At 43.7% G+C, this 16087-nt stretch carries 14 protein-coding genes; 9 read left to right on the top strand and 5 right to left on the bottom strand.

The window, feature by feature from the left end; genetic code table 11:
* Positions 1-35 precede the first annotated feature (35 nt).
* Entirely contained in the window at positions 36-857 is an 822-nt protein-coding gene (locus tag ACMH5P_RS06550) for an aldo/keto reductase (protein ID WP_459493544.1), read from the bottom strand.
* Positions 858-918: 61 nt separating this feature from the next.
* Between ACMH5P_RS06550 and ACMH5P_RS06555 the strand changes: the two genes are divergently transcribed.
* Positions 919-2646: a M3 family oligoendopeptidase gene (locus ACMH5P_RS06555; protein WP_459493545.1), complete on the top strand. Its 1728-nt coding sequence runs from the start codon at positions 919-921 to the stop codon at positions 2644-2646.
* Positions 2647-2704: 58 nt separating this feature from the next.
* Entirely contained in the window at positions 2705-2953 is a 249-nt protein-coding gene (locus ACMH5P_RS06560) for a hypothetical protein (RefSeq protein WP_459493546.1), read from the top strand.
* A 54-nt stretch (positions 2954-3007) separates the two neighbouring features.
* Here the strand turns inward: ACMH5P_RS06560 and ACMH5P_RS06565 are convergent, their stop codons facing one another.
* Complete coding sequence (locus ACMH5P_RS06565) at positions 3008-3454, bottom strand: hypothetical protein (protein WP_459493547.1); 447 nt, start codon at positions 3452-3454, stop codon at positions 3008-3010.
* Positions 3454-5376 carry a protein-disulfide reductase DsbD family protein gene (locus tag ACMH5P_RS06570; RefSeq protein ID WP_459493548.1) on the bottom strand — a complete coding sequence of 641 codons (1923 nt, stop codon included), beginning with the start codon at positions 5374-5376 and terminating at the stop codon, positions 3454-3456. The genes ACMH5P_RS06565 and ACMH5P_RS06570 overlap by 1 nt, the downstream gene beginning before the upstream one ends.
* Before the next feature lie 154 nt (positions 5377-5530).
* Between ACMH5P_RS06570 and ACMH5P_RS06575 the strand changes: the two genes are divergently transcribed.
* Genes ACMH5P_RS06575 through ACMH5P_RS06590 form a run of 4 tightly spaced genes read left to right on the top strand, consistent with a single transcriptional unit; the run spans position 5531 to position 9787 of the window.
* Complete coding sequence (locus ACMH5P_RS06575) at positions 5531-6823, top strand: serine hydroxymethyltransferase (protein WP_459493549.1); 1293 nt, start codon at positions 5531-5533, stop codon at positions 6821-6823.
* A 9-nt stretch (positions 6824-6832) separates the two neighbouring features.
* The gene (gene tatC / locus ACMH5P_RS06580; protein WP_459493550.1) at positions 6833-7696 is read left to right on the top strand and encodes a twin-arginine translocase subunit TatC; all 864 of its coding nucleotides are present in this window, start codon (positions 6833-6835) and stop codon (positions 7694-7696) included.
* A 6-nt stretch (positions 7697-7702) separates the two neighbouring features.
* Entirely contained in the window at positions 7703-9562 is a 1860-nt protein-coding gene (locus ACMH5P_RS06585; RefSeq protein ID WP_459493551.1) for an ABC-F family ATP-binding cassette domain-containing protein, read from the top strand.
* Positions 9563-9565: 3 nt separating this feature from the next.
* Positions 9566-9787 carry a VF530 family protein gene (locus tag ACMH5P_RS06590; RefSeq protein ID WP_459493552.1) on the top strand — a complete coding sequence of 74 codons (222 nt, stop codon included), beginning with the start codon at positions 9566-9568 and terminating at the stop codon, positions 9785-9787.
* Between the two features lie 47 nt (positions 9788-9834).
* On the opposite strand, the gene ACMH5P_RS06595 is transcribed toward ACMH5P_RS06590, so the two are convergent.
* A complete protein-coding gene (locus ACMH5P_RS06595; protein ID WP_459493553.1) occupies positions 9835-13203 on the bottom strand; it encodes a ThuA domain-containing protein in 3369 nt (1122 codons plus the stop codon).
* 81 nt (positions 13204-13284) lie between these two features.
* Between ACMH5P_RS06595 and ACMH5P_RS06600 the strand changes: the two genes are divergently transcribed.
* Together ACMH5P_RS06600 and ACMH5P_RS06605 are read left to right on the top strand one after the other, a co-directional pair.
* Positions 13285-14118 carry a dienelactone hydrolase family protein gene (locus ACMH5P_RS06600; RefSeq protein WP_459493554.1) on the top strand — a complete coding sequence of 278 codons (834 nt, stop codon included), beginning with the start codon at positions 13285-13287 and terminating at the stop codon, positions 14116-14118.
* Position 14119: 1 nt separating this feature from the next.
* On the top strand, positions 14120-14299 hold the full coding sequence (locus tag ACMH5P_RS06605) for a hypothetical protein (RefSeq protein WP_459493555.1): 180 nt from the start codon (positions 14120-14122) through the stop codon (positions 14297-14299).
* On the opposite strand, the gene ACMH5P_RS06610 is transcribed toward ACMH5P_RS06605, so the two are convergent.
* Positions 14289-15080 carry a phytanoyl-CoA dioxygenase family protein gene (locus ACMH5P_RS06610; protein WP_459493556.1) on the bottom strand — a complete coding sequence of 264 codons (792 nt, stop codon included), beginning with the start codon at positions 15078-15080 and terminating at the stop codon, positions 14289-14291. The two genes, ACMH5P_RS06605 and ACMH5P_RS06610, sit on opposite strands and share 11 nt — an antisense overlap.
* Before the next feature lie 115 nt (positions 15081-15195).
* Here ACMH5P_RS06610 and ACMH5P_RS06615 point away from each other — a divergent pair, with 115 nt between their 5' ends.
* Entirely contained in the window at positions 15196-16086 is an 891-nt protein-coding gene (locus ACMH5P_RS06615; RefSeq protein WP_459493557.1) for an AraC family transcriptional regulator, read from the top strand.
* The last annotated feature ends 1 nt before the right edge of the window (position 16087 follow it).

Raw genomic sequence — 16087 nt, forward strand, 5'->3', positions numbered from 1 at the left:
AAACCTGAGGAGGATTGCCAAAGGTAAGTAGGGGATTAAAAATCCCGAGGATCCCAGGCAACCCGCGTATTATCATATAAAACGGCCATACGCGCTAAATCCTCTTCATCTAATTTAAAATCAAACACCTCCGCATTCTCCACCATGCGTTCCGGTTGAATGGATTTGGGAATCGTAATGGCACCCTGTTCGATGACCCAGCGAATCAACACCTGATAGGTAGATTTTCCATACTTGCGCGCGATATCGATAAGAACCGGATGATCCTTTTTTTGACCCCGAACAACCGGCGCATATCCCTCGACTTGAATATGGTTCTTCCGACAAAACGCTAACTCCTCTGGCAAATAACAGAATGGACTTAACTCAATTTGATTAATGGCTGGACAGACATTGGCATAAACAAACAACTCCTCCAAATGCTTTTGGTAATAATTGGATACACCGATCGACTTGACAACACCTTGCTCATAAAGTGATTCCAGCGCCTTCCATGTATCCTTGCGGTGTTGGTCTTTCGGCCAGTGAATCAAATACAAATCCATGTAATCCAATGCCAAATCCTTTAAGGATTTATCAAACGCACGAAGCGTAGAATCGTATCCCATATCATCCATCCACACCTTACTGGTAATAGATAATTCCTTGCGAGGCACGCCAGACTGTTTTAAAGCTTGGCCGACTTCCCGTTCATTTCCATAAATCGAAGCGGCATCGACTAAACGATAACCCAAGGAAAGGGCTGATTCGACCGCTTGGCCAACCTCATCTTGCTGCTGGGGGGCATAAACCCCCAATCCCAATTGAGGCATCAGAACGCCATTATTTAATTCAATTGACGGAATTTGTAAAGCCATAGGAATAAATTTAGATTTAAAGCTAGGCAAAATTGATGTATTTTTACAAAAAAAATCGTTCATGACCAGACAAGTATCCGCCCAAAACATCACACGCAAATTCTTAGCGAAGGACTTCCAACTTAGCACATGGGAAAGCGTATTGCCCTATTTCGAACAACTAAGCCAAACCGAAATCAATTCCCTGGCGGAATTAATTCAGTTTTGCGAAAATCGCTCCGAATTGGAAAGCTACTTGTCGGAGAACTTCGCCTGGCGCTACATCAAGATGTCCTGCGATAATCAGAATGAGGCACATCAAAAAAGCTATCAGCAATTTGTGAACGAAATCATGCCGCAAGCATCCGTCTATGATGATGCTTGGAATAAAAAGATTATTGAAAGCCCATTCCATGCGGAACTTCCTGAAACGGGCTATCCGATTATGTTACGCGGCATGAAGAAATCCATCGAGATTTTCCGTGAGGAAAACATTCCGCTTTTCACTGAACTACAAAATTTACAAACGCAATACGGTGCTGCAACGGGAGCCTTGATGGTGGAGATTGATGGGGAGGAGAAAACGCTCCAACAAGCAAATGCGTATTTTGAATCGACTGACCGATCTAAACGCCATGAGGTCTATGAAAAAGTATCGAGCGCCCGTTTGGAAATAAAAGAAAAACTAGATGAATTGTTTAATCAATTGGTTGAAAAGCGCCACCAAGTAGCATTAAATGCCGGTTTTGCGAATTACCGAGATTATGCCTTTGCGAGCTTGGGACGTTTTGATTACAGCCCGGCCGACTGCTTTGAATTCCATGATGCGGTGGCAGCTACGGTTGTCCCGATTATCAATGAGCAGGCAGAAAAACGAAAAAAAGCACTCCAATTGGGGGAATTAAAGCCATGGGATAAGGCGGTGGATACTTTGGGGAGAAAGCCCTTGAAACCCTTTGAAACAGGTCAAGAACTTTTGGATAAAACCATCCATGTATTTCATAACATCGATCCGTTTTTGAGCGATTGTTTGAAGGAAATGGTCAAATTAGACCGCTTTGATTTAGATTCCCGCAAGGGAAAAAATCCGGGGGGATATAATTACCCCTTGGAGGAAAGTGGCTTCCCATTTATTTTCATGAATGCGGCGGGGCAAGTTCGTGACATGGTGACCCTTTTACATGAGGGCGGCCATGCCGTACATTCCATTTTAACGAAAGATTTAGCCTTGAATGCCTTCCGTAATTTTCCGTCGGAAGTGGCAGAATTGGCATCGATGAGTATGGAATTAATCACGATGGATGAATGGGATCACTATTTCGAAGACCCGAAAGATGCCAAAAGAGCTAAAATAAAGCACTTGGAGGACATCTTGGAGACCTTACCTTGGGTGGCAACCATCGATGCGTTCCAACACTGGATTTATGAAAATCCAAACCATAGCATCGAAGAACGAAGTGAGGCTTGGGAGAGAATATATTCCCGCTTTTCCGATTCCATCACAGATTGGAAAGGCTTAGAAACGGCAAAGGCTAAACTTTGGCAGAAACAATTACACCTGTTTGAGGTGCCATTTTATTACATAGAATATGCCATTGCGCAATTGGGGGCATTGGCCGTTTGGAGAAATTACTGCGCGAATCCTGCGAAGGCTTTGGATCAATATTTAAACGCCTTGAGTCTTGGCTACACCAAACCGATGAAAGAAATCTATGCAACAGCGGGAATATCTTTTGATTTTAGCCAAGGCTATATCGCTGAATTAATGGCTTTTCTAGTTGAAAAAATTCATCAATTAGAAGAAAGCTAATTTTTTTAAACCAAAATTTGGCCTTACTTTTGTAGCGTATTTTTGTCCAAAGAGAACAATGAAATTAAAAAATCTACTTCCAATTGTTGCACTTGCCTTCGTAGCAACCGCTTGTGATTATCAAAAAAACAACCGCATCAAACAAAAAGATGTTCAGGCTGGAAATGAATATGTGTACGGTGTACACCCTGATTCTGCTGCCGCTCAGACAAAGAATACGTATACAGCGAAGCCTGAATTAGAAGTTCGTGCGAATGCGATTCGTGAGAAATTATTCCAAGGGAAAGAGATTTCGAAAGGAAACTAAATACCAATATAGATTAAATACGAAGCCGGTCGATGACCGGCTTTTTTTGTGCCCTTATTGGATTAAAAATTCACGAACAAAGGTCAATTGGTACATCATTGCCGTAAAGACAATCGCCCAAAAAATACCTGATAAAGCCATGAAAAAGAGAACTCGTAAAGTTGGCACTTTAAATGACAGAGCGAGTAAACTCCCACCAATGGGCGTAAATAACAAGGGTGTCATCACAGCAATTCCGATGATTCCAAAGCGCTGCCAAACACGAACGGCATAACGTGCACGACCAGAAAACAATTTGGGTTTCTGCACACGTAGCTTACTAATCTGTTGAACTAAAAACCGACCAATTGTCAACATGATCGTAACGGTCGTCATCATTCCCGCCCAAGTACAAAGGATGGTCTCAAGCATCGACAAACCTATCCCAAAACCGGTAATGGGTCCGGCGACAAACTTAATGGACGAAGCGGCCATGACCGCAAAATAGGCTCCCCACTGCATTAGTTAGCTGCTTGGTAAATCGATACTCCTTGGTCTAAAAACGATACAAAATGATTGATATCCGCATCAAACGCTACGGGCTTCACCATCGGTGCGGCATCGTTTCGAGGGTCCAACAACACATAGTGCGGCTGCGCATTGGAATTAAATCGGGTGATTTGAAAATCAAGGTTTTGATCGCCTAAGGTCTTCTTCTCCTGTCCATCTACTTTCGAAACATACCATTTGTCTTCCGCTAATTCCGTTTTGTCATCACAGTATAAAGCAACTACCACATATTTCTCTTGCAGGCGTTTTAATACTTGAGGGTCCGACCAAACATTCTCCTCCATCTTACGGCAATTCACGCAGCCATGACCTGTGAAGTCGATGAACAGCGGCTTGTTCACTTTTAGCGCATACGCCTTCGCCTCCTCAAAATCAAAGAATCCCTGCAAGCCCAAGGGCAACGTTAGGAAATCTGCATATTTCTTTTGGCCATGATCGCTTTTGGTGATTGAGGAAACACTCGCAGCATTTGAACCTTTGAAATCTTGCGAACTCAATGGAGGTAACCAGCCCGACAAGCCTTTTAAAGGTGCACCAAACATTCCCGGAATTAGATAGATGACAAAAGCTAAAACGGCTGTAGCAAATAAGGTTCTTGGCACAGAGAGATTCTTAGCAGGTCCATCATGTGGCAAGGATATCTTACCAAAGAGGTAGAGTGTCAAGGCCGTGAAAATAGCAATCCAAATAGCTAAGAAAATCTCGCGATCTAATATGTGCCAGTGATACACCTGATCTGCTACGCTTAAAAACTTAAATGCTAAGGCAATTTCAAGAAAGCCTAGAACGACCTTCACTTCATTCATCCAGTTGCCCGATTTAGGTAAGGACTTCATAAATCCTGGGAAAATCGCAAACAGGGTAAACGGAATAGCGAAGGCAAGAGAAAAGCCGAGCATGCCGATGATAGGTTTCAAGAATACCCCTTGGGAGGCAGCAATCAAGATGGATCCCGCCAAAGGTCCCGTGCAGGAGAAGGAAACCAAAACAAGGGTAAAAGCCATAAAGAACACACCCATCAAACCGCCTTTATCCGATTTGGCATCCACCGAATTCACTAAGCCTGAAGGCAAGACGATCTCGAAAGCACCTAGGAAGGAAATCCCGAAAAAGATAAAAATAACGAAGAATAGTAAGTTAGGGATCCAGTGCGTACTTAAGAAATTCGCAAAACTAGCCCCTGCAAAAAAGGCAAGTATGGTTCCAAAGAATACATAGATTAGGACGATAAACAAGCCATAAAGAAAGGCAAGCCGTTTCCCACCTTGTTTTTTGGTGAAGAAACTAACCGTCATTGGAATTAAAGGATAAACGCATGGGGTCAACAATGCCAAAAGACCCGCCCCCAAGGCTACAAAAAAGAACTCAATCAGCCCACCTCCCGCTACATCAGAGGCTTTTTTTTTTGAGTCCTCGCTGGCTGAAATCTTGAAATTACCTTTAATCGGCACGCACAATCCACTTTCGTTCGAACAGGTTTGGGAATCATAAGCCCCATCAATAACCCAATTCTCCGAGGTGATTTTAACCTTTTGACGAAACTCCCCCTGCTCCGTAAAGTAGGTATAGGTACCGCCCCAGATTTCTTTATCCTCCTTGCTATGCGGATTAATTGCCTTCAATGGGCCTATCGCTTCAACACCCAATCCGGGTTTAATGCTCACGGTAGTCACAACCGGACCTAATTCTTTGTCGAAATCTGAGGAATATAAATACCAGCCTTTATCAATACTAACTTTAAAGATCACTTCAGCTTCTTGCCCTACAGCAGGTTGAGCAGGCGACAAAGTCCATGACCATTTCGCAGGTGTAATCTTCTGACCAAAAAGCTGGACTGAAAAGAACAGCAACAGTGCGATGTATTTTAATTTCATTGCGTGAAAAATTAATGCCTCCAAAATTACGCTTTTTTATTGGGATACAAACGTGATATTTGTCGGGATAGTTCCTCCTTTTTCGTTTTTCTATTCAGATAAAAAAACGTAATTTTACACCCTTAAAATACGTAATCAAGAACATCATTTACTCATGGCTGCTAGCACATTCCCAACCCAAAGAGACAACGAAATTTTTTCATTGATTAGTCAAGAAGCTCACCGACAAGAATTCGGTATCGAGTTAATTGCATCTGAGAACTTCACATCGCCACAAGTGATGGAAGCGCAAGGAAGTGTATTGACGAATAAATATGCGGAGGGGCTTCCAGGAAAGCGTTACTATGGAGGTTGTGAAGTGGTGGATGAAGTAGAAACTTTGGCGATTGAGCGCGCGAAAAAATTATTTGGCGCGACGTGGGCAAACGTTCAACCCCACTCAGGCGCACAGGCGAATGCAGCTGTATTTTTATCATTTTTAAATCCCGGCGATAAAATCTTAGGTTTTGATTTGTCGCACGGCGGTCACTTATCCCATGGTTCTCCTGTAAACTTCTCGGGAAAATATTTCCAAGCCTTCTTTTACGGCGTAGAAAAAGAAACGGGGTTAATCGACTGGGACAAAGTAGAAGCTACCGCAGTAAAAGAGAAACCAAGATTGATCATTTGTGGCGCGTCAGCGTATTCACGTGACTGGGATTATGCACGTTTACGTGCCATTGCAGATCAAGTTGGGGCGATTTTATTGGCCGACATATCTCACCCATCCGCTTTGATTGCAAAAGGTTTATTAAACAACCCAATGCAACATTGCCATATCGTTACGACGACGACACACAAGACCCTTCGTGGACCACGTGGTGGCTTAATCATGATGGGAAATGATTTTGAGAATCCATTTGGATTTAAGACACTAAAGGGGGATTTGAAGTTAATGTCGGCATGTCTTGATGGCGCCGTGTTCCCAGGAACGCAAGGTGGTCCGTTAGAGCACGTGATTGCTGCGAAGGCGATTGCATTTGGCGAGGCATTAACGCCAACATTCGAAACGTATGCGAAGCAAGTGCAGTCAAACGCACAAGCGATGGCAAAAGCATTCTTGGCTAAAGGATATGATATTATCTCAGGAGGTACAGATAACCACTTGATGTTGATCGACTTACGTCCGAAAGGATTAAGCGGAAAATTAGCTGAAAATACATTGATTCAAGCGGATATCACGATTAACAAAAACATGGTACCATTTGACGACAAATCACCTTTTGTTACTTCGGGTATGCGTGTGGGTACTGCGGCGATGACAACGCGTGGATTGAAAGAATCGGATATGTCTCAAATTGTGGACATGGTTGATAAGGCCTTGATGAACCACGATAATGAAGCGGTATTAAAAGCGATCAAAGGAGAAGTAAATGAATGGGTGAAGCAATTCCCATTATATCTATAATAAGCGAAAATGGCATTAGATCAAGATTGGGACGATGAATTAGACGAGGAGAAAGACGGGACCGAAATGTCTTTTCTGGATCACCTGGAGGAGTTGCGCTGGCACATCATCCGGTCCATTGCCTCTATCTTGATTTTCACCATTGCGGCCTGGATTTTCCGAAATGAAATTTTCGGTATCATCATCATGGGTCCTACGAAGGTCGATTTTTGGACGAATCAAGTTTTATGTCGTTTGGCGGATGTAACAGGGATGACCAGTCTCTGCATGCAGCAAGCAGATTTCATCTTACAAAGTCGGGAGGTATCCGGTCAATTCATGATGGCCTTGACACAATCGATCATTGTGGGATTGATGTTTGCCTTTCCATATGCGTTTTACGAGGTTTGGCGCTTTATTCGTCCAGGGCTCAAGTCTAAAGAATTAAAAGCTGCGCGTGGCGCCGTTTTCTGGGTATCCTTGTTGTTTTTCGTCGGGGTGTCCTTCGGCTACTTTGTCGTTGCACCGATGGCCATTAATTTCTTGGCCAATTTCAAATTGGACCCATCCATTCAGAATCAATTTGACATCAACGATTATATTTCCTTGTTGTCGATGTTGACCCTAGCCTGTGGATTGACGTTCCAATTACCCATGATTGCATTCGTGTTATCGCAGGTTGGTATTTTAACGCCTTCCTTCATGCGCGAATACCGCAAGCATGCCTTAATCGTCATCTTGTTAGTGGCAGCGATTATTACGCCATCGCCGGATGTGATTTCCCAACTGTTGGTCGCCTTCCCATTATTTGGGTTATATGAGATCAGCATCATCGTTTCGGGCCGAGTATTGCGCAGAAAAATGCGTGAAGAAGCTGCAGAAGCAAACGACTAATACCTTATGAATTATCTATCGGCGGAAAATATTTCGCGTAATCTTGGCGAACGCTGGGTGTTTAAAAACCTGTTTTTCGGCTTGCAGAAAGGCGAAAAAGTAGCGCTCATCGGAAAAAATGGAACCGGCAAAACGACCTTGATGGAATCCATCATGGGTATGCAATCCCCCGATGAAGGCAAGATTACCATCCGCAAGGGAATTCGGGTCGGATACCTTCCTCAAAATCCTATTTTCGAGGAAAACGAACGCGTCTTGAATTACCTTTTCTCCGACGATCTACCCAGCGCCGTAGCCATTAAGGCCTATGAAAAAGCCATGCTTTCCGGTGATCCCCAAGAGCTCGAAGATTCCTTTGCACTGATGGAAGCGAATAATGCCTGGGACTATGAGGCGCGCGCTAAACAAATTATTAGCCGCTTAGGGATACCGGATGGGGACCAGCAAGTTTCTACCTTATCCGGAGGACAAAAGAAGCGTCTTTCGCTGGCTAAGTTATTGATTGAAAGTCCAGATATTATGATTCTGGATGAGCCTACCAACCACTTGGATATCGAGACGATTGAATGGCTAGAAGGTATCTTATCTGGGCCAAATGTTACCGTTTTGGTGGTATCGCACGACCGATATTTCCTTGATAAAGTTTGCAATAAAATGATGGAGCTTGCCAATGGCTCGATCTATACCTACGAAGGGAATTACGGCTATTTCCTAGAGAAAAAAGCGGAACGTGAAGCATCGGAAGCGAGCACCGTTGCCAAGGCCAAAAACCTATATCGCAAAGAATTAGAATGGATGCGTCGCCAACCCAAGGCGCGTGGAACCAAAGCCCAATACCGAATCGATGCATTTGCTGAAACGGAAGAAGTGGCCCATCGCAAAGTCGATGATAGCAAGTTGGAGTTAAACATTCAAATGTCCCGTTTAGGGAATAAAATCATTGAAATCAACCACCTGAAAAAGGCCTGGGGCGAAAAGAAAATCGTCAATGATTTCACTTATACGTTTAAGAAAAAAGATCGCATTGGTATTGTGGGAAAAAACGGTGCCGGCAAGACTACCTTTCTTCAATTACTGACCGGTTTGGAACAACCCGATTCAGGAACCATCGATCCGGGTGAAACCTTGGTCATCGGCTATTACACGCAATTACCCTTCGAATTCAAACCCGAACAACGGGTGATCGATACGATCACAGAAATTGCGGAGGTGATTCCGTATGGCAAAAACGAATCCTTAACACCGAGTCAATTTTTGAGTAAGTTCTTGTTCCCGACGGCCCAACAATACACCCCGGTGTCCAAGCTATCCGGTGGCGAAAAGAAGCGATTGCAATTAATGCAGGTCTTGGTCAAAAATCCCAATTTCTTGATTCTGGATGAGCCGACCAACGACCTGGATTTAGATACCTTACAGCTCTTGGAGGACTTTCTAAGTGAGTTCCAAGGATGTTTGTTATTGGTGTCGCACGACCGTTATTTCATGGATAATTTGGTCGACCAGTTAATCCTTGTTGAGGGAGAAGGGGAAGTAAATTTCTTCAATGGAAATTATACGGATTACCGCATCTCACTGGAAAATAAAGAAAAAGAACCTGCTCCTGTTACAAAAGCGCCTGTGATTGAGACTCCCGTCACCCCCGTTCAAAAGGGCGCTAAGCTGAGCTTCAAAGAACAGAAAGAGTTTGAAGAATTGGAGAAAGAAATGGCCACATTGGAGTCGGAAAAAGAGGCACTCATCGAAAAACTGAATGGCGGCTCGGAGGATTTTCAAATGTTGGCCGACTGGGCAAAAGCCATTGAAGCAATCAAGAATACCTTAGAAGAGAAAGAATTACGCTGGTTAGAACTATCGGAAAGAGCATAAACCATGGATCCATTAGAAGGCAAAACGTTAAAGTTTATTATAGAATATTTAGTCGACAAATATGGTTGGGAGGGGCTTGCCAGCCGCATCCGGATCAATTGCTTCGCGCATGAACCGAGTGTGAATTCAAGTTTAACCTTTCTTCGAAAAACGGAATGGGCAAGAAAGAAGGTAGAAAACTTGTACATCAAAGCGATACGAATGGATGAGCATCCCCCTAAATAAAAAAAGCCCCAAGCGACGCTCGGGGCTTTTTTTATTATCCTTTTCGATTAGTTTTCGAAATAGAACTCCGTCAAAGCATATAATGGCTTATCACCTGCATTCGGATTCACGAATACGAAGTATAAATCATTCACCCCGTTCACAGAAACCGGCATGGCAAATTGGCCCGAACTTTGAATATCAATACTTCCAGCCAGTTTACCTGTTGGGCTACCTAAGTGCAACTCCAACTTCCCACCTACTGTCATACCTGCCATTACTCCAGCAGATACCTTGATATTCTTGATACCTGACAAATCGATTTGATTGAAGGCTGCATACCCTTGATCGCCCAAGGCTGCAACGATTTCACCCATGCCGTCTACCTTGGTTTTCATAACCTTCGCGCTCGCGTCTAAGGAAACAGCCGCCACTTTCGCATCGCGCAAGGTAACTACCTTTTGACCTGTCGCTGGCGCCATCTTGCCATTTCCTTTGTCGGTATACGAGGCCGAAAATATGAATGTACCTGGCTTGCCTTTATCCGAGGTCACATAAGATCCTTTAACCGGTTGGGACGCCTTCTTCGCATCATTTAAGCCAAGAATGTAAATCACCATTTCACGGGCATCGGCTTTCGAAATTTGAGGGTGTGCGGCCATTACTTGCTCGCCCCAAACACCACCACCACCGCTGATCACTTTCTTCGAAAGCTCATCGATGTTCTGCGAACTCGCACGGTATTTCTTAGCGATTTCTTTGTAAGCGGGTCCGATTGATTTTTTCTCAACCGCATGACATGTCTTGCAATCCGACAGGTCAATCAAACGCTTACCGTTTGAGAATGTTGTGTTGCTCTTATGTCCTTGCTCAATTAAGGTCTTATCAAAGCCTTGCAAGTAATTGATATTTAAGACAACATCCTCTTCCGCAATTTTATTCGCTTCCAAAGTACCATCTTCTTTGTCTTCGACAGACACCTTGTAGTCAACAGGTTTATCATTCCAGTAGAACGTTTTATTCCCTGAAATTTGAACATCAACCTTAGGAACGTCATTACCTACCTTAACACGGATCGTAGACGAATTCGAATTGCCTTTATTGTCTTTCACTTTTAAGACAACATCGTATATACCAGCCTTCGTGTACGTATAGGTCGGATTTGCTGCCGAACTAGTTTGTCCATTGCCAAAGTTCCATGAATAGGTGATCGGATCTTTATCAAAATCTATTGTGCCCTCTGATGAAAACTTCACTTGCATGGGAGCTGCGCCTTCTTTCTTGCTAGCTGCTACCACCACTTTCGGAGTACGGTTACCCGCATTGTATTCCAATTTATAAAGAATTGCCTCTTCATTTTGAGCAAACCAATTCGGACCATATTCCAAACCATAAATAGCTCCATCCTTCGAGAACGCAAAATCCATTGGATGAGAGAAGGTCATGTTTGGTAAGAAACGCTCCATGCTCAAGTAGTCACCATTCGCCTTCATGCTAACGGTATAAATCATGTCACGTGCCCAATCATAAGCAAATAACTTGCCATCGTAATAGTTCGGCAATTTCACTTTCGAATCCTTAGGGTAGTCAGCGCTGTAATATACACCGCCTGCCATCGCATTCCGAGAACCTTTACCCATAACTGGGAATTCCGGGGAGTCACCGTAAGGATAATAGATAAATGCCTTCTGTGCATTAGGTAAATGAGCTAAACCTGTGTTATGTGGTGAGTCATTCACCGGGGCTTTCGGATTGAATTTAGCCCATGTTGAATCTTTATTGAAATCACGTTGGTTGTAAGGACGGTTATCCGCTACGAATAAAGGCCAACCGAAGTATCCGGCCTCGCGAGCTTGGTTTACCTCATCGTGTCCTTTTGAACCATACTTTGGCGAATCTTCTCCAGCATCTGGTCCAACCTCACCCCAATACAAGAAACCAGTACGTTGATCCACTGCAATACGGTATGGATTACGATTACCCATCACATAAATCTCAGGTTTCGTGTGATACAATCCTTTTGGAAATAAGTTGCCCTCCGGAATCGTATATTTTCCATCATCCGTTGGCTTAATACGCAAAATCTTTCCGCGCAAATCGAAGGTATTCGATGACGTCGCACGCGCATCCCATCCTGAGCGCTTGTCACGGTTATCGATAGGTCCATAGCCATTGGAATCAAATGGATTGGTATCATCACCTGTCGATAAATACAAGTTACCTGTTTTATCCCAAGCGATGGATCCACCCGTATGGCAGCAACCGTCACGCTTAACCGGAACACGTAATAAAACTTTTTCGCTGTCCATCACGAGCGTATCCTTCACGTCATCGTAGACAAAACGAGAGAGGTGTTGAGCCGTATCCGGCTGACCCGTCTGTGGAGAATAAAACAAATAGATCCAGTGATTCTTATCATAATTAGGATCCACATTAACGCCCATCAAACCATATTCGAATTTCGAGAATACGTTCATGTTAGCGACCACCTTCACTTTACCTTTCTTGGGATCGTACATTTTCAACTTACCCTTTCTTTCGCCGTAGAAAATTTTCCCTCCGTTGGTCAAAGCCAATTCGGTCGGCTCATCTAAGTTCTTATCCAAGATTGTTTTCGTGAAACGGTTTTCCTCTGGCAAAGGCGCCGTGCGTAAAGGCTTATTGAAGTTGACCGCCGGACCCGATGCTGCCCACTGCAAACCTCCCCAAATATGTTGCAAGACTAAAGGCTCATCAAATGTCTCATGCGTATGACCCCAGTTGGTGTAAAACGCGCGGCCACCATCAAACTCATGGTACCAAGCCATCGGGTGATAATCCCCCATTTTACCATCCTTGTAAGATTTTTCATCCAAGGTAATGAGGACTTTAACGTCTTTATTGAAGTTCTTGAAATCGTAGAATTCATCCGTACGATCAAAGGTAGTAGGCATATGTGCCGTCGAGCTATGCGACTTATCTACCGTTGTAAACGTACCTTTTTGAACGTTTGGACGACCTGGGTGTGAGGCAAATTGCCCTCCGGCCAATTTATTATACCATGGCCAATCGTATTCGGTATCCGTCGCAGCGTGTACACCGAAATAGGCACCACCTGCTTGAATGTAACGTTCAAATGCATTCTGCTGTTGGTCATTTAATACATTTCCCGTCGTACTCATGAAGACTACGACGCGGTAGTTTTTTAAGTTCTTTTCCGTGAAAACGGCAGGGTTTTCGGTCGTATCTACGCTAAATCCCTTTTCTTTCGCCATTTTAAACAAGGCGATTTGGCCAGGCTTAATGGAACTGTGTCGGAAACCTTTGGTCAATGAGAAAACCAAAACTTTTTGTCCCTTCAATGGGTTAGCTTCCTGTGCGAAGCCGATGGAGATTGCTGTTAGACTAACAAAAACGGCCAACAACACTCGGCCGAAACCGATCAAATTCTTTTTCATAGTTGATATTTTTTAACAATAGGTCTTGCAAGATAGCCTAAAAGCAAATTTTATTCATAAATTTCCTCAAATATTTCTATCATGAACAAAACATACACCCTTTTTCTACTTCTATTCGTAAGCACCTTCGCCTTTGGGCAGTCATGTTGCTTTATTACGAAGGACGACATGCAATTAATGGCATCTGACAAGGCGTTTCAACGCTCACATAAATTGCCAAAACCTTATCACCACATTAGTAAGGCGGGGGGTGAAATGATTACGTTTTCGACACCGGATGGCCAACAAGCCAATGCGTTCTACATCAAGGCAGCCAAGCCAACCCAATATACTTTATTTGTTTTTCAAGAGTGGTGGGGATTAAATGACCACATCAAACGCGAGGCGGAGCATTTTTATACCACATTAGGAAATGTGAATGTATTGGCGATCGATATGTACGATGGAAAAGTTGCCACGACGCGTGAAGAGGCGGGCAAATACATGGGAGGTGCGAACCCCTTACGCTTAGAGAATATCATTAAAGGAGCGATTGCCTTTGCGGGGCCACAGGCCAAAATTGGAACAGTGGGCTGGTGTTTTGGAGGCGGAATGTCGCTGAAAGCGTCGATCCTAGCAGGCTCACAAGCCGCAGCCTGTGTCATGTATTACGGCATGCCGGTTAAAGATGTGGAGCAATTAAAAACATTACAAACGGATGTATTGGGCTTATTTGCTGGACGTGAAAAGTTCATTTCGCCGACCATTGTTGCGGAATTTGAGGCCAACATGAAAGCTGCGGGTAAAGGAATTCAAATTAAATCTTTCGATGCCGAGCATGCTTTTGCGAATCCATCGAATCCTGCATTTGATAAAGCTGCTACTGAAGAGGCTTGGAATATGGCAATAAATTACTTCAAAGCTCGTTTTAAGTAACATGCGAAAGTATATCGTCTTATTAAGTCTGTGCTTATTTTTTGCCGAACCGGTTTGTGAGGCGGCTATGGCCTCGACCGTCATGAGCTACCATAAGCCTAAAGTCTATCGCAAGAAAAAAGGTTTTCTCTGGGGATTATTCAAGAAGAAACCAAAGAAATGCGATTGCCCTAATTTATAATCGGATTTAACCAAGAGTCTGCACGCGTGCCGGGTTCCTTTGCGGCCAACCAGCGTTGTCGGTCAGCCTCTTGGTTTTCATGTTGCGGTTCAATCACCTCCGCGTCCGCATCCATAAATATTATCGTCATAACCTCTCGCATCATATTCGAATGATTCGCGGGAGCCGCATGGAGTGTCCACCCCATGTGAAAAGTAGCATCTCCTGCCCTCATCGTTTTTTGAGCGGCAATCGGGAAGCCCTGATCTTGCACAAATTTGGCAATCGTTGCTTCGGATTCATCCGAGATGGGCATCGGTGGAAGTTTAACATGTTGAGTACCGGAGGCAAAGGTTAGCATACCCATTTCTTCAGAAATATCGACTAAGGGCATCCACATTGTGACTGTCTTGGGGGTACTTAATGGCCAATAAAATTGATCTTGATGCCATGGGGTATGTCCTCCACCCGCTTCTTTGAAAAGCGCTTGATCGTGATAAAGTCTAACTTTTTCAACCCCAAGCAAGTCGGCAGCTAGTTGACCAAAACGCTTTGCCAAAACAAACTCCTTAATTTTCGCATCCTCCTCCCAAAGATTCATCATCTGCAAAAAAGCTTTCCCATAGGTATCCCGCTGCGAGATCGGTTTTTGTTGTTTCCGAAAATCTTCAGCCCAATCCACAATAGCGTTCCGATATTCGCCCAATGCTGGCTGGGGGTAAACAGCCGATAGACAAATGTGTCCATCACGCTGAAAATCAGCAATTTGTTGGGCTTGTAAAGTATAGTTCTCGTTTAGCATGGTTCATTCGTTTCCGCAAAATTGTGGAAAATACTTCGGACACGACACATCAATATTTGCCAAAAAAGATGCAATTTTACCCAATCGCATTAAACCCCTTGCATTGTCTGCTAAAATGAAAGCAAGTTTAGAGCATTTAGATCCTCAAGAAAACTCCTCTTTTCAAATCAAAGAAGTGGTCCAAAACCGCTTTGATGCCCCCTATCACTATCATCCAGCATTTGAGTTGACTCTCATCATTGCCGGAAATGGCAAACGATTTGTGGGAAATCACATCACAGATTTTCATCCAGGGGATTTGGTGTTATTGGGCTCCAATTTACCGCATTGCTGGCAAAATCACCGCCAAGATTGGTTGGTTGAAAATGATGAGAGCCCTAAAGCGCAGGCTTTGGTCATTCATTTTACAGAGGATTTTTTAGGCGCTGATTTTTTCAAAAAACCGGAATGTAAAGCGATCAAACAATTACTGGAGAAATCAAAAGGTGGTTTTTCGATTCAGGGACCTACCCAGGACCGCGTGGTCAGGGATATGCTGGCTTTAAAGGATTTAAATCCATTTTCACGCCTGTTATCGCTTCTAAACATACTGCAAATGATTAGTTCTGCAGGAGCAGATGTCCAAGTAATCGATTCAAACGAAGGAAATTATCATTTGTCGAACACCGACTTAGAACGAATCAATCGGATTTATGCCTATGTCATTGCCAACTATACACAGGAAGTGCACTTGGATGAGGTCGCGCATTTAGCAAACATGACTGAAACGGCCTTTTGTCGATATTTCAAAAAGGTTACGAAGAAGACATTTGTTTCGCTGGTAACTGAATTTCGAATTAAACACGCCTGTGAGTTATTGCGTACAAGCAACAAGCCCATGGTGGAAATCTGTTTTGAGAGCGGCTTTGGAAATCTGTCGCACTTCAACAAGCAGTTCAAGCAATACATGAATGAAACGCCATTACAATACCGAAAATTAGTTCGGGAATGGCAGGTAGGCGTATAAA

The organism is Aquirufa sp. 5-AUSEE-100C1 (assembly GCF_054558655.1).